Raw genomic sequence first — 18,852 nt, 5'->3', positions numbered from 1 at the left:
GCGGCGAAGGATGTCAAACCATCAGCCGTTCGTGGATGCGGTCGCCGAAGAACTGGGTGAGTGCGTCGGCGATGAGGTTGACCGCGATCGCGAGCACGCCGATCAGCAGCGCGGGCACGAGCACGCCGACCGGCGAGACCAGCAGCAGCGCCCGGTTCTGGGCCACCATCACGCCCCAGTTGGCGCTGGGCGGCTGGACGCCGAGACCGAGGAAGCTCAGCGAGGCGATGAACATGATCGCGTACGTGAACCGCAGCGCGATCTCGACCAACAGGGTCGGCCCGATGTTCGGGGTGATCTCGCGGAACAGGATCCACCCGAGCGACTCGCCGCGGGCCTTGGCGGCCAGCACGAACTCGCGCGGCGCGATGGCCTGGGTGGCCGAGCGGATGACCCGGGTGATGTAGGGCGCGTAGACCACCGCGACCGCGGTGACGACCACCGCACCGCCGCCGCCGAACGCCGCGACCACGACCAGCACCGCGAGGTAGGACGGGATGGCCAGCGCGATGTTGATCACCCAGGTGACGACCGCGTCCACCTTGCCGCCGAGATAGCCGGCGACCAGCCCCACCAGGGTGGCCACCACCATCGCGGCGGCGACCGCGACCAGCGGCAGCAGGATCACCGAGGCGCCGCCGTGCAGCACCCGGCTGAGGATGTCGCGGCCGTAGGAGTCGGTGCCCAGCCAGTGTTGCGCCGACGGGCCGAGGATCGGCTGGTCGCTGATCTCGTTGGGCGAGTCGGGCGCGATGAACGGCCCGACCACGACGAGCGCCAGCAGCAGCAGGAGCAGGCCCACGCCGAAGCCGCCCTGCGGTATCGCCAGGAAGCTGCGCCACCGCCGCTGCCTCGGCATCGGCAGGTCGGCCGCGGTCACGTTGTCGAGGACGCTCATCGCACCGAGTCCCGGAGCTTGGGGGTCACGTAGACCACGATCGCGTCGGCGGCCAGGTTGGCGATGACGAACACGGCGCCGATGATCAGCGCCAGTGCCTCGACCACCGGTGCGTCGCGGGACGCCGCTGACTGGGCGAGCAGTTGGCCCATTCCCGGGAAGCCGAACAGCGTTTCCGCGACCACCACGCCTCCGATCAGACCGGCGAACTGCAGGCCCAGCGCGGTGACCACCGGCGGGGCCGCGTTGGGCAGGATGTGCCGCAGCGACAGCGACGGCTCGGTGACGCCGCGCAGCACCGCCGCCCGCACATAGGTCTCCGACGCCACCTCGCGGGCGTTCGCCCGCATGAGCCGGATGATGTAGGGGATCGTGCCGAGCGCGATCGTGATGGCCGGCAGCACGTAGGCCGACGGGCTGTCGAACAGGCCGCCGTAGCTGACCGCCGTCGAGTCGACCGGCAGCCAGGCCAGCCAGACGCCGAGCAGGATCGCCAGCATCAGGCCGAGCACGAACTCGGGGAACGCCGCGACGATCAGCGTCACGAAGGTCAGCGAGGCGTCCCGCTTGCCGCGCAGCCGGACACCCGAGTAGAGGCCGATCGGCACCGAGACGACGACGGTGAGCACCCAGGAGAGCAGCACCAGCACGATCGACGGGCCGAGACGCGGCGAGATGACGTCCCAGACCGGCCCGTTGGACTGGTAGGAGACGCCGAGGTCGCCGCGGAACACGCCGCCGAGCCACTCGAGGTAGCGCACCACCACCGACTGGTCGAGGTGGTGCAGGTGCTGGAACGCGGTCACCTGCTCGTCGGTGGCGTACTGGCCGAGGATGTCGCGGGCCGGGTCGCCGGCAATGGCGGTCAGCCCGAAGATCACGATGGTGATGGCGAACAGCGTGACCACGAGCGTGATCAGCTGGCGGACGAGGTAGGGCAGGCGGCGGGGCGCCCGCTGGATCCGAGGGCGCCCGGCCTGCTGTGCGGTCTGTGTCATGGCTAGCGCAGGTAGGCGCCGGCCAGGTACATGTGCGCGCCGTTGGCGGCGTCCAACCCCTGCACCCGCTTGTTCTTGCCGTACACCTGACCCTCCCAGCCGGGGATCACGTTGGCGGCACCGTCATTGACGATCGTCAGCGCGTCGGTGAAGAGTTGCTTCTGCTTCGCCGGGTCGGCCGACGCGGTCGCCTGCGCGACCAGGTCGTCGAACCGCGGGTTGCTGAAGTGGGTGATGTTGAGGTCGCCGCCCTTGCCGTAGAGCCGGGGCAGGGCCTGCGAGATGTGCAGGCGGGCCACGCTGATCCCGATCGCCGGCTTCTTCTTGAAGATGTCGGTGAAGAACGTGGCGTGCGGCCAGGTGATCACGTTGGCGTTGATGCCGGCCGCCTCGGCGGTGCTCTTGAAGCTCACGGCGGTGTCCAGCTTGTCGCCCTCGTAGGCGTAGACGTCGAAGCTGAAGTTGCCGCCGACGCCCGCCTCCTTGAGCAGCGCCTTGGCCTTGTCGGGGTCATAGGCCCGCGGCTGCATGCCGGACGGGAAGAACGGGTCGTCCGGCGGGATCGGGATGTCGGGCGAGATGATGTCGATGCCCGGTGCCACGACCGACATGATCTTCTTGCGGTCGGCGGCGTACTGCATCGCCTGGATGATCTTCTGGTTGTCGAACGGCGCGGTGTCACCGAACATGGTCAGCCCGACCCAGCCGCCGTTCTTCAGCATGTAGGGCTCGACGCTGCCCTTGAGCAGGAGCGTGTTGGCGCCGGTGATGTTGTCGACGACGTCCTGGCTGCCCGAGGTGACGGCCTGCAGGCGGGTGGCGTCCTCGGCGATGACCACGATCTGGATCTGGTCGAGGTAGGGCTTGTTGTCCTGCCAGTAGCCGTCGAAGCGGGCCAGCGAGGTGCGGGCGGCCGGGTCGAAGCCGGCCAGCGTGAACGGGCCGGTTCCGTTGCCCTTGCTGAAGTCGGTGGTGCCGTCCTTGACGATGCTGAAGCCGGCGTGCGAGACCATCACCGGGATGAACGCGTTGGGCTTCTTCAGCGTCAGCTTGACCGTGCTCTGGTCGGCCGCCGCGATGCCGGACGCGTCGAGGTAGGGCCCGATCTGCGCCAGGCCCACCGCGGCCAGCGCCGGGTCGAGGATCCGCTTGAACGAGTAGACGACGTCCTGTGCGGTCAGCGGGCTGCCGTCGTGGAACGTGACGGAGGGCCGGAGCTTGAAGGTCCAGGTCAGCGCGTCCGGGGTGGACGACCATTCGGTGGCCAGCGCCGGGGTGAGCTGGTAGTTCTGGTCGGCCCGGACCAGCGTGTCGTAGCAGTTGGTGGCGATCAGCAGCGGCATGGTGCCGCCGGCCTTGGCCGGGTCGGCGACCTGCGTGGCGTTACCGGCGGCGACCGCCCAGCGCAGCGTGCCGCCCTTCTTCGGGCCGCCGGCGGCACCGGCGCCCGCGGGCGCCGGTGAACCGTCGTCGCCGCACGCGGCGAGCCCGAAGACTCCGAGGCCGAGCGCGGCGCCCGCGCCCGTCTTCAACAGCGTGCGTCGATTGATCACATTCGTCATGAGGGGGGTCTCCGATCGCGATCAGTGCAAGGCGTGGTGTTCAGCCGGCGGAGGCGTGCCGCACGAAGTCCTCGTCGACGGTGATGCCGAGGCCGGGGCCGTCCGGAATGGTCATCCGGCCGGCGGTGAGGGTGAACGGCTCGTGGGCGAGCCGGGTGCGCATCGGGTTCTCGAACCGGTCCACCTCGAGCACGGGCGAGTCCGGTCCGTCCAGTTCGGAGGGTTCGGGCAGCAGGCTGATCGCCTGAAGGGTGGCGGCGAGCAGCACCGCGCCGCCCCAGGCGTGCGGGACGCACTGCCGGCCACGCAAGGCGGCGAGGTCGGCGACGAACAGCAACTCGCCGATCCCGCCACAGATCGCCACGTCCGGCTGGACGATGTCGACCGGGGTGTGTGTCAGATAGGAGTCGAACGCACCGCGGGTCTCCAGGCCCTCGTAGGCGGCGATCGCGATGCCGAGGCCGCCGAGGTGCTCGTAGCCGGGGTAGGCCAGGCCGCCACGGTGCCGGATCAGCGGCTCCTCGAGCCAGCGGAAGCCGAGGTCGGCCAGGCCGCGGGCGACCTGCCGGGCGCGCGGCACCGCGTAGGCGCCGTTGGCGTCGACCATCAACTCGACGTCGGGGCCGACCTGGTCGCGCACCTTGGCGAGGATCGGCAGCTCGCGGGTGGGTGTGAAGCGGCCGATCCGGATCTTGCAAGCGGTGAAGCCGTCAGCGACCGCGGCGGCAACCTCGTCGGGCCAGGTCCGCTCGGGGTCGACGCCCTCGACGTAGCCACCGCTGGAGGCGTAGCCCCGGACGGATTCGCGCCGGCGGCCGCCGTAGAGAGTGGACACGGGCACGCCGAGACGGCGGGCGCGCAGGTCGTCGAGGGCGATGGCGAGCGCGCTGAGGGCCAACCCGTCGGGGGTCGCGATGCGCAGCGCGTCAAGCAGGGGCCGGGCGTCGGCGGCGTCGCGGCCGACCAGCAGCCCGCCCACCTCTTCGATCGCGGCGGCCACGCCGGCGCGGGCGTAGGTCTCGCCCCAGCCGTCGAGCCCATCGCTGTCGCGGAGGCGCACCAGGATGCTGTTGCGCTCCCGGTAGGTGGCGCCCGACGGACCCGCCGCCGCGGCGATGGGTTGGCTGAGCCGGAAAACCTCGACCCGCTGGATCGCCATTGCCCACGCTCCTCGTCGGTCAAAGGCCGCCCGCCGCCGCTGGGCCCCTGTGATCGCCGAGTATGTTCAGCCTACGTTCGAGGTGTCAATACATTTTCGAATCCCAGAGGGGATCTGTTACTTCGCCCGCCACATTCGCGAGTCCGCTAGAGTGTCAACCATGCCACGCAGTGAAACCCGAGCGGAGCGCATCTATATGAACCTCCGCGGCGACATCCTGACCGGGCGCCTGCTGCCCGGGCAGCGGCTGCCGTTCGCTGACCTGGGCGTCCGCTACGGCACGAGCGTCGGCGTCCTCCGCGAGGCGCTGTCCCGGCTCGTCGAGCAGGGCCTGGTGCTGTCGGAGCCGCAGCTCGGGTTCCGGGTCACGCCGGTGTCGGAGGAAGACCTGCGCGACCTGACCAACACCCGGATCGACATCGAGACGCTCTGCCTGCGGCACGCGATCAACCACGGCGACCTGGCCTGGGAGTCGCGCGTCGTGGCGGCCTACCACACCCTCGACCGCACGCCGGAGCTCGCGACCGTGCAGCCGCGCGCGGTCAACGAAGACTGGGCGACCGCGCACGCCGCGTTCCACGCCGCTGTGCTGGAGGGCTGCCCGAGCCGCCGGCTGCGCGACATCGCCGCGTCGTTGCGCGACTCGGCCGAGCTCTACCGGCGCTGGTCACGCCATCTGGGCAGCGAAGACACCCGCGACATCGCGGGCGAGCACCGGGCGCTGCGCGACGCGGTCCTGGCGCGCGACGTCGAGCAGGCCGAGGCGGCGCTGACGAAGCACATCTCCTTCACGACACGGGCGCTGCTCGAGTCGGCACCCGAGGAGCTCATGACGGCGCCGGCCGACGCCTAACCGGCCGGGACTGCGATCGCCTCGCGCAGGAGGCGGCGGGCCAGCACCAGGCGGTCCTCGTCGCCGTCGAGGCCGGGCAGGTCGCCGACCCGGGTGACGGCGCCGTCGAGGAACGCCCGCAACGCCGGCGCGCAGCCGGCCGGGAAGGTCACCGCGCGGTCGAACACGCGCAACGTGATCCGGTCGTCGCCGGCCGGCTCCAGCCGCCAGCGCAGCCGTTCCCGCGGGACGATCCCATCGTCCGGCGCGAGCGTGCGGATCGCCGCGGCCTGGGCCAGCGGGCGCAGGGCGGCCGGGCGGGCGGCGGGCCAGGAACGGCGGCGCAGCCGCTCGGCGACCGCCGCCGGCGACGCCGTGTCGAGCCAGTCGCGCAGCGCCTCGATGGTCTCGGTCAGCTCCGGCTCGATCTGGTCCGGGTCGCTGACGTCGAGGGCGTAGGGCAGCGTGGCCCGCAACCGCGGGTCGTCGGCAGCCTCGCCGAGCAGCGCCTCCACCAGGGCATAGCGGGTCAGTGCGCGGATGCCGACGGTCAGGTGCAGGGAGGAGTCGTCCTGCGCGGCGGCGCTGTGCAGCCAGCCGCGCGGCAGGTAGAGCGCGTCGCCGGGCTCGAGCACGACATCGAGCGCGGGTTCGCCGGCCGCGGTGGCGGTGACCTCGTCGGCCCGGCCGTTCCAGTTCTGCCGCTCCAGCGGGTCGGCCAGCACCGGCGGGTGGATCTTCCAGCGCTTGCGACCGTCGACCTGGAGCACGAACACGTCGTGGGTGTCGTAGTGGGTGGCGAAGCCCTGGTTGCCGGGCGGCGTGAGGTAGGCGTTGATCTGCAGCGGTTGGCCGAGGGCCGCGCCGAGTTCACCGGCGAACGCGATCAGCGGCGGCCAGGTGCGGTGCAGGCCCTGGAAGACCAGGGTCGCGCCGTCCGCGTACTGCGTGAGGATCTTCTCGTCGAGCACCTGGTCGTCGATCTCAGCGCCCGCTCCCCCGCCGCCGGTGTAGCGGCCGGGCGGCACGATCGCACCGTCCTTGGCGACCCGGATGAACGGGGTACGCAGCCCGCGCCGGCTGAGCAACTCGTCGGCGTCGTCCGGCGACAGCAGGTCGCGGAAGCCGTCGGACCCGTCGAGTTCGCCGGCCCGCGAGAGCAACGGCGCCCGGCCCCAGTAGGCGCCGGCGAACTTCGCCGGGTCGACGCTGACACAGCGGGACAGCGCCGGGCGATGTACACCGCCCGGCGCTCCGGTTGTCATCCCGCGAGCTGTCATCCCGCGGTACCCGTCAGGCACTTCCGTCGGCGCCGCCGTCGCGGGCGTTCGGGTCGGTGCCGCCGTCGGCCGGGCCTTCGGCACTGCCGTCGGCGCCACCGTCGTGGCCCTGGGGGTTGGTGCCGCCGTCGGCGACCCCTTCGGCGCTGCCGTCGGCGCCTCCGTCGTGGCCGGACGGATTGGTGCCGCCGTCCGCCGGGCCCTCGGCACTGCCGTCCGCACCGCCGTCCTGGCGGCCGGGCATGGCTCCGCCGTCGGCCGGGCCTTCCGCGCTACCGGATCCGGTCGTGGCCATGTCGTCGTCGTCGAGTGTCATCGAGTTGCCCCCTCGCGCTTGCGGCGCCCCGGATCAAAGGGGCGCTCCAGACGCCCCTGTACCCGGCCAACGATCACCTGTAACCGGTCGACCAACCTCAGAATGACCCGTGGGCGCGGGGCTGGGGGGACGAATGCGGGGTATGGAGGACCCGTGATTCTCGTCGGCACCTCGGGGTGGCAGTACCGGGACTGGCGCGGCCCCTTCTACCCGGAGAAGATGCCGCAGCGGGCCTGGTTGGAGCACTACGCGGACCGGTTCGCGACGGTCGAGGTCAACAACGCGTTCTACCGGCTGCCGGAGCGGTCCACGTTCGTCCAGTGGCGGTCGCGGACGCCCGGCGACTTCACCGTGGCCGTCAAGATGAGCCGCTACCTCACCCACATCAAGCGCCTCAAGGACCCCGAGGAGCCCGTGCAGCGCTTCCTGGACCACGCGGCCGGGTTGGGTGACCGCCTCGGGCCGGTGTTGATCCAGCTCCCGCCCAACCTGAAGGGCTCGCCGGCCGCGCTGGATGCCGTGCTGGCCCGTTTCCCGCGCGGCGTCCGGGTGGCGGTCGAGCCGAGGCACGCGAGCTGGTGGACCGACGAGGTGCGGTCGGTGCTCGAACGGCATCACGCCGCGCTGGCCTGGGCCGATCGGCTGGGCCGGCCGATGACGCCGTTGTGGCGCACGGCCGACTGGGGATACCTGCGGTTTCACGAGGGAAGGGCGACACCCCGGCCGCGGTACGGGCGGACCGCGCTGCGCACCTGGGCCAAGCGGTTGAAGGACGGGTTCACGGACGCGTACGTCTACTTCAACAACGACCACGGCGGGGCGGCCGTCGTCGACGCGGCGGCGTTCGCGCGCCAGGCGTCGGCGGTCGGGCTGGACCCGTCGCGTACGCCATGAGGGTCCTGGTCACCAACGACGACGGCATCGACGCCGTCGGCATCCGGGTGCTGGTGGCGGCGCTGGCGGCGCACGGCTGCGACCCGGTGGTCGCCGCGCCGCGGTCCGACTCCAGCGGCACGAGCGCCGCGCTGCGGGCGACCGAGGACGACGGCCGGGTGCTGATCGAACGGCGCGATCTCGACGGCCTGGTCGGCTACGCGATCGCCGGCTCACCGGCCTACATCACGCTGCTCGGCCTGCGCGGCGCCTTCGGTCCCCCGCCCGACCTGGTTTTCTCCGGTATCAACCGGGGCGCCAACGCGGGCCGGGCGGTGCTGCACTCGGGCACGGTCGGCGCGGCGCTGACGGCGTCGGCCGCGGGCTGCCGGGCGATGGCGGTCTCGCTCGACATCCTCTCCGCGTCCAACGCGACAACGGCCAGCGGCGGCGGCGTGGTGACACTGTCGCCGGAGGACGAGGCGGCCCGCAACTGGGACTCCGCCGCGGCCACGGCGGTCGGCCTGGTCGACGCGCTGCTGGCCGCCCCGCCGGGCGTGGTGCTCAACGTCAACGCACCGGACCTGCCCGCCGGCCGGCTGCGCGGCGTACGCCGGGCCACGCTGGCCGCGTTCGGTCAGGTCGTGATGACGGTGGTCGAGACGGGCGAGGGATTCGTGCGGACGGCCCTGCGCCAGTCGGAGCAGGAGTTGGTGGCCGGCACCGACCTGGCGCTGCTGGGCGAGGGCTACGCGGCGGTGACCCCGCTGCGCGCCCTGGGCGAAGCCACCGACGTGGAGTTGCCGGGGCTCTGACCGGTCACCACCAGCGCGATCTGATCCCGACCCGGTTGGTCGTCTGGTTGTCGCGGATGGCCAGGACCAGCGCCAGCACGAAGATCTCGACAAGTGCCGGCACGCCGGACAGGTCGGCCTCGACCGCCCGCTCCGCGCCGCCGACCCGGTAGACCATGCCCAGCGGCAGGTCGCCGGCGTCGAGCTGGTGCCGGGTGCCCCAGAAGTTGCCGCGGCGCAGGTGGTAGGTCTGCCCCGCCGCGACGATGGTCCAGCGTGTGCGGTCGACCCGGTGGGCCTCCGCGACGACGTCGCGCCGCCCGTCGCGCACGGTGAAGTGGTCGTCCCAGATGGCGCCGGGCAGGGCGTAGCGGTGACCGTCGAGTGTGAACGAACCGGCGTCGGTGTCGCGCACGATCGCGTCGAGCGTGGTGACCCTCCGGCCGTCGCGGCTCACCGCGTAGCGGTTGGTCCACCTGCTGATTTCGCGTGCGACCAGCACACCGCCAGGCTAGCTCCGCGCGGCACGCCGGGTGTAGACGCCGATCAGCTCGACGCGGCCGCCGCCCGTCGGGCGTCCCACATCGCGAGGACCACGGCCAGGACGAAGACCTGCACCGGGACCGGGATGCCGGGCAGGTCGGCGTCGACGTCGCGACGCCAGGCGCTCTGCTGGGCCACCGAGCCGACCGGGCGGTCGTCGACATAGAGGTCCTGCCGGTTGCCCCACCACGAGCCGCGGCGGAACTGGTAGGTCTGGCCGGCCGACGTGACGGTCCAGCGCCGGCGACCGACCCGCTCGGCCGACGCGAGTTCGCCGCCCATCTGGTCGAGCAGCGACGAGCGGGTGCCCCAGAAGTTGCCGCGCACCTCGTAGGGTCGGCCGTCGAGGGTGAACGTGCCGCCGTGCTTCCAGAACGACTGGTCCCAGGTGGTCAACGGCCGGCCGTCGACAGCGATCTCGTAGCGGTTGCGCCACATGCTAGTGGGCCTCGCGGTCAGCATCAGCCCTGGGCCGTCGCGGCCAGGCGCAGCGCCTCCGGGCGGCCGTCCCAGCGCCATGACTCGCGCTTCGGGTGGCCGGGCAGCGTGCCGCGGCCGGTGGCCCAGAGCAGCCGCTCCCACGGGTCGGGGTGCTCGGGCAGATCGGGGAACAGCCGGTCGATCGCCCGCTCACACAGGTCGGCGGGCGGCTGCAGGGTGACACCCAGCGTGCCGGCCACGTCGAAGCCGTGCACCAGGGTCTCGACAACGCCCATGGCCGCGAAGCCCGCCGGGTCGCTGATGCCGTAGGAGTGGTGGGACAGGCGGTCGGCGGGTGCGCCGGCGACCACGCCGGCCAGCATCGCGCCGCAGCCCTCGAGCACCCTGAGCAGGCCCTGCGTGCCGCTGTCGCGCTCGACGAAGATGGTGAGGGCCGGGCCGCCCTCGCGCAGGTAGCGCCAGCCGGCCGGGACATGGCTGTCGCGCGGCGGGTCGCTCGGGGCGATCTGCAGGGCGTAGGCGAACAGGTCGTCGGCCGTGTGCTCGATCGTCTCCCAGCACGTCCAGGTCAGCGTGCCGGCCGGCACGTCCCAGGCGTCGTCGGGCACGTCGCGCAGGGTGGTGCGGAGCAGCGCGACCGCGGTCGTCACGTCAGCGGGGGTAACCGTCACCCGCGCGACACTAACAAGCTTTCACGTCAGCAGCGCGGCGATTATCACCAGCGCCGGGACGGCCGCGAGGGTGGACAGCACGATCGCGTCGCGGGCCAGCGCGGTGGCGCGGTCGTAGCGGGTGGCGTACACGAAGAGGTTCTGCGCGCTGGGCAGCGCCGAGAGCACGACGGCGGCGAGCAGCGCGTGTCCGTCGAGGTGGAAGGCGAAGTGGCCGATCGCCCAGGCGACCGTGGGCTGCACCGCGACCTTGAGCACGACCGCCAGGTAGCGCTGCCCGGCCTGGGTGCCGGCGGCGAACGGGCGGCTGCCGCGCAGCGCCAGGCCGAGGGCGATCAGGGCCAGCGGCACGGCGGCGCCGCCGACCAGGTCGAACGGGCGGAGCACCTCGGGCGGCAGGCGCCAGCCGGCGGCCGCCACCACCAGCCCGCAGAGGCAGGCCACGCTGATCGGGTTGCGCAACGGTGCCGACAACAGCCGCAACGGCTTCGGACGGTGGCCGGCGGCGGTCACGTCGAGCACGGCCAGGCCGGTCGGTGTCGCGATCAGGAGCTGGAAGAGCAGCACCGGTACGACCAGCGAGGCGTCGCCGAGTACGTAGGCCGCGATCGGCAGGCCCAGGTTGCCAGCGTTGACGTAGGAGGCGCAGAGCGCGCCGACGGTCGTCTCGGCCGCCGGCTGACGCCGGAGCGTGCAGGCCACGTAGAGGGCGGCGACCACGACCGTGCTGAGCACGAACACCGCGAGCGCCGGCGTGAACACCTTGTCGAGGCTCGATGTGGCCAGCGTGGAGAACAGCAGGGCCGGGGCCGCGAGGTAGAAGACCAGGCGGGCGAGCAGGGCGGTCGCGTCCGGGCCGAGCACGCCGAACCGGCCCGCCAGGTAGCCGGCCAGCGTCACCAGCCAGATCCCGGCGAACCCGGTGAGCACCGCCCGCATGCCGGCCATCCTGCCGTGCCGAGAGATCATGGGCGGGTGCGTGTGCGGCCGATCACTCCGGAACTGTTCGTCGACGATCTCGCCGACCGGATCGCCGCCGGCCCTTCCGGTGCCCGATCGAGAGTGGCGATCGACGGTCCGCCGCCGGCGGGTGCCACGCCGCTGAGCCGCGACGTGGCCGCTGGCAGCGCGCTGGCCGGGCCCCAGCCGCTGGCCGCCGCGCTGGTCGAGGAGCTGCGGCTGCGCGGGCGGCCGGCGCACGTCGTACCCGCGAACGGGTTTCTGCGGTCGGCGTCGCTGCGCTTCGAGCAGGGCCGGACCAATCCGGACGCGTTCTACACCGACTGGCTCGACGAGTCCGGGCTGCGCCGGGAGGTGCTCGATCCGGCCGGGCCGGACGGCAGCGGCCAGATCCTGCCCTCGCTGTGGGACCCGGCGACCGACCGCGCCAGCCGCGCGGGCTATCTCCCGCTCGAGCCGGCGGCGGTGGTGCTGGTCACCGGCGGCTTCCTGCTCGGCGGGGGGCTGCCGTTCGACCTGACCGTCCACCTGGTGGTGTCGCCGGCCGCGCTGGCCCGCCGCACGCCGCCGGACTGGGCGTGGACGCTGCCGGCCTGGGAGCGTTACGCCGACGAGGTCGACCCGGCCGGCTGGGCCGACGTGGTGGTACGCACCGACGACCCGCGACACCCGGCGCTGGTGGAACGCCCGTGACCGGTTTGGCGGGTGTGGCCGCTGGGTAAGAGCCCGCATCCGCGACAACCCGGAAGGCGGCCGCCATGCCTGTCGACGAAGCGACCCGGACCGAGCAGATCCGGCGGACCCTGTTGGCCCGCTACGACGAGCTGACCGCCGAATACGAAGCCGAACGAGACCGTGGCCAGGTGCTCCGGCTGGTCGAGGTCAGCGACTCGGCCGGCGACGACCAGGCCGACAGCGGCTCGAAGGCCGCCGAGCGCGACACCGCCGGCTCGGTGCTGCGGACGATCCTGGACCGCCGCGACCAGTACGAGCACGCGCTGAACCGGCTCGCCGCCGGCGGCTACGGCTCCTGCGAGGCCTGCGCGGCACCGATCCCGGTCGAGCGGCTGGAAATCTTCCCCGCGGCGACGACCTGCGTCGCCTGCAAGCAGACGCGGGAGCGCCGGGCGGCCTAGGGTTTTCGTGTGGGCGACATCAAGGTCGGCACCGCGTCGTGGACCGACAAGACGCTGCTCGCGTCGGGCTGGTATCCGCCCGACGCCGACACGCCGGAGAAGCGGCTCGCCTACTACGCCGGGCGGTTCCCCCTCGTCGAGGTCGACGCGACCTACTACGCGCCGCCGTCGGAGCAGACCGCCACCCTGTGGGCCGCCCGCACCCCACCCGGGTTCACTTTCAACGTCAAGGCCTACAGCCTGCTGACCGGTCATCCGACCAGGGTCAACTCGATCTTCAAGGACCTGCGGCCATCGACCGACAAGACCAACGTCTACCCCAAGGATCTACCTACCCAGGCGTACGAGGAGATCTGGACGCGATTTTCTGACCGCGCTCGACCCCCTCGTCGCGGCGGGCAAGCTCGGCGCGCTGCTGTTCCAGTTCCCGCCGTGGTTCGGCATCCGCCGGTCCAACAAGAACTTCCTCGTCGAGGTGCGCGACCGGGTCAAGCCGCTGCGGCCGGTGTTCGAGTTCCGCAACGCGTCGTGGTTCGACGGCGACAACCACGCCGAGACGCTCGAGTTCCTACGCCACCACCGGTTGCCCTACGTCGCGGTCGACATGCCGCAGGGGCACCGCTCCTCGATCCCGCCGATCCTGGAGGCCACCGCGGAGCTGGCGGTGATGCGCTTCCACGGTCACAGTCTCAAGTGGACGAGCAAGAACATCTACGAGAAGTTCGGGTACGAGTATTCCGAGCGCGAACTGAAGCAGTGGGTGCCAAAGCTGCGCAAGCTGGCGTCCTCGGCCGACGAGACGCACGTGTTGATGAACAACTGCTACTCCGACTACGCGCAGCGCAACGCCGACACCTTCCTGGGCCTGCTCGGCGCCGAGTCGTGAGCGAGGCGCAGGAGCAGATCACCGCCTTCTGGAGCATGGCCGCGGGTGGCTACGAGGCACACGGCGGAAATGTGGCCGAATACGGGTCTCCGGCGTACCGACGCTGGCTGGACGCTCTCGCCTCGGTCCTCCCGGACCCGCCGGCGGACGTCCTCGACGTGGCCGCCGGCACGGGTTATCTCGCCCTGGCCGCAGCGGGCCTCGGCCACCGGGTGGCGGCCACCGACCTGTCGCCGGCCATGCTCGACGAACTCGTCGCCACCGCCACCACCCGCGGCCTCACCGTCGACGCCCGGGTCGGCGACGCGGTGGCGCCGGCCTTCCCGCCGGCCAGCTTCGACGCGGTGACCAGCCGGCATCTGCTGTGGACACTCCGCGAGCCGGCCAGGGCGCTGGTCAACTGGCGGCAGGTGCTGCGCCCCGGCGGCCTCCTGGTGGCGGTCGACGGCTTCTGGTTCACCGACTGGAACGAGGGCGAGGTGCCCGCCGTCTTCGCCTCGCATTACACCGCCGACACCCGGCGTGAGCTGCCGTTCATGCACCTCGACGGGCCGGGGCCGATCCTGGTCGCGCTCGCGGCGGCGGGCTTCGCCGACCCGGCCGCGACTGTCCGGCCCGAACTCGACCTCGGTGGCGGCGCGCCCTACCTGATCACCGCTCGTCGTCGCCGCTGAGGGTGACCGGAGCGGCGTCGGCGAGGCGGTAGCCCACGCCGTAGATCGTGCGCACCACCGGCGCGTCCAGCTTGCCCCGCAACCGTCTGATGTGGACGTCGACGGTGCGCGGGCCGGCGATCTCGTAGCCCCAGACGTTGCGCAGCAACTGGTCGCGGGTGAACACCCGGCGCGGATGCCGGGCCAGGAAGAGCAGCAGGTCGAACTCGAGCCGGGTCAGCGGCACCTCGCGGCCCTGCCGCACGACCTGGCGGGCCGGCACGTCGATCAGGACCTCGTCGGTGACCGGCGGGGCGGCGAAGGCGAGCAGCGACGTGTGTGCGGTGACGGTCACGGGTCCTCCCGGGGGGCGGGGTGTGCGCCGACGAGTTGGGGCGGGCGTCCGGCCAGTGTGCCGGGCTGCAGGACCGGCAGGCCGGCGCCGAGCCAGGCGATGAACCCGCCGGCCAGGTCGGTGGCCCGGTGCAGGCCGAGGTCCTGCAGCGACGCCGCGGCCAGCGACGACGAGTAGCCCTGCTGGCAGAACAGGATGTAGTGGGTGTCGTAGGAGTCGGCGAACGGCAGCCGGGCGTCGCTGCGCGGGTCGAGGCGCCACTCCAGCACGTTGCGGTCGATGATGACGGCGCCCGGGATCGTGCCGGTCGCGTCCCGCTGGCCGACCGGGCGGGTGTCGATCAGCACCGCGCCGCCCTCGCGGGCGGCGAGGTGGGCCGGCTCGGGGTCGAGCCGCACCAGCCGCTCCCGCGCCGCCTCCAGGATCTCGTCGATGGAACGCCTCACCAGGCCACCCCCGCACGAGCCACAGCGGCGACCCGAAGGACGCCGTCGTTCAGGTCATATCTGGTCATGCTACGCAATTCCGGCGCGTAGCAGTGCACGCTGATCGCCGGGTCGGTGCCGAGGTTGCTGACCCGGTGCACGTAGCGCGGGCCGAACCGGCGGCCGGCCCCGGGCGGCAGCGGCTTCGCCTTCAGGCCGTCGCGGCCGACCGTTTCCTCGGTCAGCGTGCCGGAGACGACGGTGAACCCGCCACTGGCGCCGCCGTGGTCGTGCAGGTCGGTGTGCTGGCCGGGCAGCCAGGTGAGCAGCCAGACCTCGTGCTGCGCGGTGGCGGCGATGCGGTGGTACCAGCGTTCGACCGGGTCGAAGCGTGGCGCGACCGGCCAGGCGGCCGGGTCGCCGGCGTGCCGCCGGGCGACGCCGAGCAGGTCAGGTGTCAGGAACATGGTTCCGAGGTTAGCCTACTAATCCTACTGACTTAGTAGTGTATCCCGCGATCTGGGACACCGGTCACTGGCGGACGTAGCGCCCTTTGCCCGGGACGCCACGGATCAGGCCGCGGTCTTCGAGCGTCGTGGTGACGCGATGGATCGTGGAGATGCTGACGGTGTATTCGGCGGCTAGTCGGACGGTGGACGGCAGCTTCTCGCCGGGCGCCAGCTCGCCCGACCCGATCCGGCGGACCAGGTCGTCGAGGACGCGGCGGTATTCGGTCGTGGGTTCCACGGTGGAGTCGCTCGCTTTCCAGTTGGCCACCGCGAGTCCACCACACCCGCCCTTGTCATGTCATCTTGTTGCAACAAGTTGAGATTGCACATTGACCAGGTGGAACCAGTTGGAATAAGTTGTCCCGTGGAACGCGACGGTTCACTTCCGGTTGGCGCCTTTTGTGACCGACGCGCGTCCACAGGCGGGGGCGCGCCGGCTGGGCAGCGCGGCGCCCCCCGCCCCCTGCCGGCCGGAAGCCCCCGACTCCGGCCGGCAGGTCACAACGATCCTGTCGCGACGGACCTCCCCGAGCCGTCGTCCGGCTCGCGGCCCGCCCGCGCGCTGCGCGGCGGCTCGCGGCCCGCCCGCGGGCTGCGCGGCGGCTCGCGGCCCGCCCGCGGGCTGCGCGGCGGCTCGCGGCCCGCCCGCGGGCTGCGCGGCGGCCCGGCGGCCCGCCCGCGGGCTGCGCGGCGGCCCGGCGGCCGACTGCCAGCTGCTTCGCGCCGACATGCGCCGGCCGCTGGGCGGGACCGGATGAGGAGCCGGTCCGGGAGGAAAGAGACCGCACGATCCTTGTTGTAGTGCGACGACCGAACCTGGCGGCGGGCCGCCGCGTCGGTCGTCCTATCGGGTGTGTCGCGGCGGTAGATATGGGGGGAGGCCCATTCGTCGTATCTGTGTGCGGTGCCCGCCCGGGGCACCACGTCGGAAGGACGGACATGGCCGCACCGGCACGATGGGCGATCACCGCGGTATTCGCCACCAACGGCCTGCTGATCGCCACCCTGGCGGCGCGGACGCCGTCGCTCAAGCAGGATCTCGGGCTCTCGCCCGGACAGCTCGGCCTGGTCACGGCCGCGTTCGGGATCGCCGCCGTGCTCACCATGCAGGGCGCCGCCGCGCTGGCCGCCCGGTTCGGCAGTCGCCGGGTGGTACGGGCCACCGCCGTGGTCCTGCCGCTCGCGCTGCTCGCCACCGCCCTGGCCGGCGACCTGCTCACCCTGGCCGCGGCGCACCTGCTCTTCGGCGCGGTGCACGGCCTGCTCGACGTCACGATGAACGCGCACGCGGTCGCCGTCGAACGGGCGCTGGGCCGGCCGATCCTCAACGGGTGCCACGCCGCCTGGAGCATCGGGGCCGTCGGCGGGTCGCTGTTGGCATCCGGCGCCGCCGGGCTCGGGCTCTCCCGGGTCGCGCACTATGGACTGGTCGCCGCGGTGCTCGTGCCGGTGGTCGCGACCTGGACGCGCGGCCTGCTGCCGGCCACCGCCGACGACCGGGATCCGGTCGCGCGGCCGCCCCGCGCCCGCTGGAGCCGCCCGCTGGTCGTGCTCGGTGCGATGGGCGCCACCGTCCTGACCGTCGAGGCCGCCGTGGCCAACTGGAGCGGCGTCTACCTGCACGAGCACCTGGCCGCCCCGCTCGGGCTGGCCGCCGTCGGCTACGTGGCCTTCACCTCCTGCCAGACCGCGGGCCGGCTGGTCGGCGACCGGCTCACGGCCCGGCGCGAGCCACAGACGCTGCTCCGCGCCGGCACCCTGCTCGCCGCCGGCGGCCTGGTCCTGGTCGTGGCCAGCCCCTGGCCGTTGCTGGCGATCGCCGCGTTCGCCGTCGTCGGTCTCGGCCTGGCCACTCCCCTGCCGCTTCTGTTCGGCGCGGCCGGCCGCCTCGGCGAAGCGACCGGAGCGGGTGCCGCCGCCGCGGTGGCCCGGTTCAGCACGATGACCTACACCGGCATCCTGCTGGCCCCGGCGGTCATCGGCGCGGTCGCCGACCTCGTCGGTCTCACCTGGACGCTCGCGGCGCTGGCCCCGCTGCTGGCCGCCGTCGCCGCGGTGGACCTGCGCGGGTTGACCGCCGCCCCGCCCGCCGTGACCCGGGTGGCCGGCACTACGGCTTAGGCGGCGCCGGTGGCATCGACGGCACCAGGGCCGCGACCCGGTCCACGTCGTCGACGAGCGCGTCGTAGCCCGGCTGGGTCAAGCGGCCCTCGCGGTGCAGGTCGGCGAGCTTGGTCCGCAGCTCTTTGATCTTCTTGGCGGCGTCCCGGTCGTTCCCTTCGCGAAGTCGCTTGGCGATGTCGTCGACCCGCTTGTTGAGGTCGGGTGCCGCGGCCTCGGCGAGGTGCCCCGCCGCCACCTGGGTCCGGATGGACAGCCGCAGGCCGGCGATCGGCTCCCGCGGCGCCGGCGGCGGGGACGACGAGGCGGCCGCCGAAGGGGTCGGCGTCGGGGTGACCGGCGCCTGGGTGGTCCGGCTCGGCCGAGCGGCCGGCGCCGTGGCCGGCACGGCGGAGGCCGTCACCGCCGGCGAGGTTGGCGCCGACGGAGTGCTGACCGCGGTGGGCACCTCGTCGCCGGTGACGAGGAAGGACGTCACGATGATCGCGGCCAGCGCGGCGCACCCGCCCGCGGCCAGGCCCCACAGCCACCTCCGGTGGCCGTTCCCGGGCGGGCCCGACCCGGGCGGTGGCGCTTCCGGGACCGTCGCGGCGGCCCGCATCGCCGCCAGGCGGGTGGCGACGCTCGCCGCGGACGCCGGCCGGTCGTCCGGCGACTTCGCCAGCAACTCGCCGACCAGCGTCGCCAGCGGCGCGGGCACGTCGGGCCGCACGGCCCGCACGTCCGGCGGTGGCTGCGTGACGTGCTGGTGCACCACGGCCAGCGGACTGTCGCCCACGAACGGCGGCCGTCCGGTCAGCATCGCGTGGATCGTGCAGCCCAGCCCGTAGAGGTCGGCCCGCGCGTCGACCGCATTGCCGCTGACCTGCTCGGGTGACATGTAGCTGGTGGAGCCCAGGGCGATCGCGGTGCCGGTCAGCGACGCCTGACCGACCGCGTCCTGCAGCCGGGCGATGCCGAAGTCGCAGACCTTGACCACACCGTCCGGCGTACGGATCAGGTTGGCCGGCTTGACGTCGCGGTGGACCACCCCGGCGGCATGTGCGGCCGCCAGGCCGGCGCAGGCCTGCGCCGCGATGTCGACCGTCTCGTCGACCGGAAGCGGCCCGTCGCCGATCGCGGCGGCGATGCTGCTTCCGTCGACGAACTCCATCACCAGGAACGAGTCGGCCCCGTCCGTGCCGACGTCGTAGACCGCCACGATGTTGGGGTGGTTGAGGCGCGCGACCGTGCTGGCCTCGCGGTCGAACCGCGCGACCACGGTGGGGTCGGCGAGCGCCTCGCCGGACACCAGCTTGATCGCGACCGGCCGGCCCAGCCGCAGATCGCGACCGAGCCAGACGACGCCCATTCCGCCCTTGGCCACCACCTCCCCGATCTCGTAGCGATCAGCCAGTCGCCGCCCAGCCTCCATGCGCTTCCCATCCGCGAGCGGAACTC

21 protein-coding genes and 2 pseudogenes are annotated in these 18,852 nt (G+C 72.8%); 8 read left to right on the top strand and 15 right to left on the bottom strand.

Annotated elements, in window-relative coordinates; translation table 11 throughout:
* Positions 1-13: 13 nt before the first annotated feature.
* From AB0J74_RS02600 to AB0J74_RS02585, 4 genes are read right to left on the bottom strand one after another with little or no spacing between them, the layout of a single operon-like run.
* Positions 14-898: an ABC transporter permease gene (locus AB0J74_RS02600; protein ID WP_363443504.1), complete on the bottom strand. Its 885-nt coding sequence runs from the start codon at positions 896-898 to the stop codon at positions 14-16.
* Entirely contained in the window at positions 895-1,896 is a 1,002-nt protein-coding gene (locus tag AB0J74_RS02595; protein WP_363443502.1) for an ABC transporter permease, read from the bottom strand. Before AB0J74_RS02595 ends, AB0J74_RS02600 begins: the two co-directional genes overlap by 4 nt.
* A gap of 2 nt (positions 1,897-1,898) precedes the next feature.
* On the bottom strand, positions 1,899-3,458 hold the full coding sequence (locus tag AB0J74_RS02590) for an ABC transporter substrate-binding protein (protein ID WP_363443500.1): 1,560 nt from the start codon (positions 3,456-3,458) through the stop codon (positions 1,899-1,901).
* Positions 3,459-3,498: 40 nt separating this feature from the next.
* On the bottom strand, positions 3,499-4,617 hold the full coding sequence (locus tag AB0J74_RS02585; protein ID WP_363443498.1) for a mandelate racemase/muconate lactonizing enzyme family protein: 1,119 nt from the start codon (positions 4,615-4,617) through the stop codon (positions 3,499-3,501).
* A gap of 160 nt (positions 4,618-4,777) precedes the next feature.
* Between AB0J74_RS02585 and AB0J74_RS02580 the strand changes: the two genes are divergently transcribed.
* Positions 4,778-5,470, top strand: a complete 693-nt coding sequence (locus AB0J74_RS02580; RefSeq protein ID WP_363443496.1) for a GntR family transcriptional regulator — start codon at positions 4,778-4,780, stop codon at positions 5,468-5,470.
* On the opposite strand, the gene AB0J74_RS02575 is transcribed toward AB0J74_RS02580, so the two are convergent.
* Both AB0J74_RS02575 and AB0J74_RS02570 read right to left on the bottom strand, forming a co-directional pair.
* On the bottom strand, positions 5,467-6,714 hold the full coding sequence (locus tag AB0J74_RS02575) for a cupin domain-containing protein (protein ID WP_363443494.1): 1,248 nt from the start codon (positions 6,712-6,714) through the stop codon (positions 5,467-5,469). The two genes, AB0J74_RS02580 and AB0J74_RS02575, sit on opposite strands and share 4 nt — an antisense overlap.
* A gap of 28 nt (positions 6,715-6,742) precedes the next feature.
* The gene (locus AB0J74_RS02570) at positions 6,743-7,045 is read right to left on the bottom strand and encodes a hypothetical protein (protein WP_363443492.1); all 303 of its coding nucleotides are present in this window, start codon (positions 7,043-7,045) and stop codon (positions 6,743-6,745) included.
* Positions 7,046-7,198: 153 nt separating this feature from the next.
* Between AB0J74_RS02570 and AB0J74_RS02565 the strand changes: the two genes are divergently transcribed.
* Positions 7,199-7,939 (top strand): DUF72 domain-containing protein, encoded by a 741-nt coding sequence (locus tag AB0J74_RS02565; protein WP_363443490.1) that lies wholly within the window; start codon positions 7,199-7,201, stop codon positions 7,937-7,939.
* The gene (locus AB0J74_RS02560; protein ID WP_363443488.1) at positions 7,936-8,733 is read left to right on the top strand and encodes a 5'/3'-nucleotidase SurE; all 798 of its coding nucleotides are present in this window, start codon (positions 7,936-7,938) and stop codon (positions 8,731-8,733) included. Before AB0J74_RS02565 ends, AB0J74_RS02560 begins: the two co-directional genes overlap by 4 nt.
* Before the next feature lie 4 nt (positions 8,734-8,737).
* Here the strand turns inward: AB0J74_RS02560 and AB0J74_RS02555 are convergent, their stop codons facing one another.
* Genes AB0J74_RS02555 through AB0J74_RS02540 form a run of 4 tightly spaced genes read right to left on the bottom strand, consistent with a single transcriptional unit; the run spans position 8,738 to position 11,336 of the window.
* Entirely contained in the window at positions 8,738-9,214 is a 477-nt protein-coding gene (locus AB0J74_RS02555; RefSeq protein WP_363443486.1) for a hypothetical protein, read from the bottom strand.
* Between the two features lie 44 nt (positions 9,215-9,258).
* Positions 9,259-9,693, bottom strand: coding sequence for a hypothetical protein (locus tag AB0J74_RS02550; RefSeq protein WP_363443484.1), 435 nt, complete (start codon positions 9,691-9,693; stop codon positions 9,259-9,261).
* 23 nt (positions 9,694-9,716) lie between these two features.
* Entirely contained in the window at positions 9,717-10,367 is a 651-nt protein-coding gene (locus AB0J74_RS02545) for a DinB family protein (RefSeq protein ID WP_363443482.1), read from the bottom strand.
* Positions 10,368-10,388: 21 nt separating this feature from the next.
* Positions 10,389-11,336 (bottom strand): AEC family transporter, encoded by a 948-nt coding sequence (locus tag AB0J74_RS02540; protein WP_363443480.1) that lies wholly within the window; start codon positions 11,334-11,336, stop codon positions 10,389-10,391.
* A gap of 6 nt (positions 11,337-11,342) precedes the next feature.
* On the opposite strand from AB0J74_RS02540, the gene AB0J74_RS02535 reads away from it, so the two are divergent.
* The 4 genes and pseudogenes from AB0J74_RS02535 to AB0J74_RS02520 all read left to right on the top strand — a co-directional run bounded on the left by AB0J74_RS02535 (position 11,343) and on the right by AB0J74_RS02520 (position 14,023).
* Entirely contained in the window at positions 11,343-12,020 is a 678-nt protein-coding gene (locus AB0J74_RS02535) for a uridine kinase (RefSeq protein WP_363443478.1), read from the top strand.
* Between the two features lie 65 nt (positions 12,021-12,085).
* Entirely contained in the window at positions 12,086-12,463 is a 378-nt protein-coding gene (locus tag AB0J74_RS02530; RefSeq protein WP_363443476.1) for a TraR/DksA C4-type zinc finger protein, read from the top strand.
* Between the two features lie 9 nt (positions 12,464-12,472).
* Positions 12,473-13,349, top strand: a pseudogene (locus tag AB0J74_RS02525) (DUF72 domain-containing protein).
* Complete coding sequence (locus AB0J74_RS02520; protein WP_363443474.1) at positions 13,346-14,023, top strand: class I SAM-dependent methyltransferase; 678 nt, start codon at positions 13,346-13,348, stop codon at positions 14,021-14,023. The pseudogene AB0J74_RS02525 and the gene AB0J74_RS02520 overlap by 4 nt, the downstream one beginning before the upstream one ends.
* Here the strand turns inward: AB0J74_RS02520 and AB0J74_RS02515 are convergent.
* The 4 genes and pseudogenes from AB0J74_RS02515 to AB0J74_RS02500 form a co-directional block, all read right to left on the bottom strand.
* Positions 14,001-14,279 (bottom strand): annotated as a pseudogene (locus AB0J74_RS02515) (winged helix-turn-helix domain-containing protein); the annotation flags it as partial. The gene AB0J74_RS02520 and the pseudogene AB0J74_RS02515 sit on opposite strands and share 23 nt — an antisense overlap.
* A 74-nt stretch (positions 14,280-14,353) precedes the next feature.
* Positions 14,354-14,803, bottom strand: a complete 450-nt coding sequence (locus tag AB0J74_RS02510; RefSeq protein ID WP_363443472.1) for a rhodanese-like domain-containing protein — start codon at positions 14,801-14,803, stop codon at positions 14,354-14,356.
* Positions 14,800-15,249: a cysteine dioxygenase family protein gene (locus AB0J74_RS02505; RefSeq protein ID WP_363443470.1), complete on the bottom strand. Its 450-nt coding sequence runs from the start codon at positions 15,247-15,249 to the stop codon at positions 14,800-14,802. The genes AB0J74_RS02510 and AB0J74_RS02505 overlap by 4 nt, the downstream gene beginning before the upstream one ends.
* 64 nt (positions 15,250-15,313) lie before the next feature.
* Positions 15,314-15,529, bottom strand: coding sequence for a winged helix-turn-helix domain-containing protein (locus AB0J74_RS02500; RefSeq protein WP_363443468.1), 216 nt, complete (start codon positions 15,527-15,529; stop codon positions 15,314-15,316).
* A gap of 701 nt (positions 15,530-16,230) precedes the next feature.
* Between AB0J74_RS02500 and AB0J74_RS02495 the strand changes: the two genes are divergently transcribed.
* On the top strand, positions 16,231-17,412 hold the full coding sequence (locus AB0J74_RS02495; RefSeq protein ID WP_363443466.1) for an MFS transporter: 1,182 nt from the start codon (positions 16,231-16,233) through the stop codon (positions 17,410-17,412).
* On the opposite strand, the gene AB0J74_RS02490 is transcribed toward AB0J74_RS02495, so the two are convergent.
* Positions 17,402-18,826 carry a serine/threonine-protein kinase gene (locus tag AB0J74_RS02490; RefSeq protein WP_363443464.1) on the bottom strand — a complete coding sequence of 475 codons (1,425 nt, stop codon included), beginning with the start codon at positions 18,824-18,826 and terminating at the stop codon, positions 17,402-17,404. The genes AB0J74_RS02495 and AB0J74_RS02490 overlap by 11 nt on opposite strands.
* Between the last annotated feature and the right edge of the window lie 26 nt (positions 18,827-18,852).

The sequence above is a fragment of the Asanoa sp. NPDC049573 genome, assembly GCF_040676615.1.
In the GTDB taxonomy this organism is placed as follows: Bacteria; Actinomycetota; Actinomycetes; order Mycobacteriales; family Micromonosporaceae; genus Asanoa.
This window is presented reverse-complemented; position numbering and strand designations above follow the sequence as displayed.

Bases quoted from the DNA above. Each gene is read 5' to 3' on its own strand.
- AB0J74_RS02530 (WP_363443476.1), top strand. From the start codon at position 12,086: ATGCCTGTCGACGAAGCGACCCGGACCGAGCAGATCCGGCGGACCCTG.
- AB0J74_RS02495 (WP_363443466.1), top strand. From the start codon at position 16,231: ATGGCCGCACCGGCACGATGGGCGATCACCGCGGTATTCGCCACCAAC.
- AB0J74_RS02540 (WP_363443480.1), bottom strand. From the start codon at position 11,336: ATGATCTCTCGGCACGGCAGGATGGCCGGCATGCGGGCGGTGCTCACC.
- AB0J74_RS02550 (WP_363443484.1), bottom strand. From the start codon at position 9,693: ATGTGGCGCAACCGCTACGAGATCGCTGTCGACGGCCGGCCGTTGACC.
- AB0J74_RS02595 (WP_363443502.1), bottom strand. From the start codon at position 1,896: ATGACACAGACCGCACAGCAGGCCGGGCGCCCTCGGATCCAGCGGGCG.
- AB0J74_RS02570 (WP_363443492.1), bottom strand. From the start codon at position 7,045: ATGACACTCGACGACGACGACATGGCCACGACCGGATCCGGTAGCGCG.
- AB0J74_RS02585 (WP_363443498.1), bottom strand. From the start codon at position 4,617: ATGGCGATCCAGCGGGTCGAGGTTTTCCGGCTCAGCCAACCCATCGCC.
- AB0J74_RS02560 (WP_363443488.1), top strand. From the start codon at position 7,936: ATGAGGGTCCTGGTCACCAACGACGACGGCATCGACGCCGTCGGCATC.
- AB0J74_RS02505 (WP_363443470.1), bottom strand. From the start codon at position 15,249: ATGTTCCTGACACCTGACCTGCTCGGCGTCGCCCGGCGGCACGCCGGC.
- AB0J74_RS02600 (WP_363443504.1), bottom strand. From the start codon at position 898: ATGAGCGTCCTCGACAACGTGACCGCGGCCGACCTGCCGATGCCGAGG.
- AB0J74_RS02490 (WP_363443464.1), bottom strand. From the start codon at position 18,826: ATGGAGGCTGGGCGGCGACTGGCTGATCGCTACGAGATCGGGGAGGTG.
- AB0J74_RS02580 (WP_363443496.1), top strand. From the start codon at position 4,778: ATGCCACGCAGTGAAACCCGAGCGGAGCGCATCTATATGAACCTCCGC.
- AB0J74_RS02575 (WP_363443494.1), bottom strand. From the start codon at position 6,714: ATGACAACCGGAGCGCCGGGCGGTGTACATCGCCCGGCGCTGTCCCGC.
- AB0J74_RS02590 (WP_363443500.1), bottom strand. From the start codon at position 3,458: ATGACGAATGTGATCAATCGACGCACGCTGTTGAAGACGGGCGCGGGC.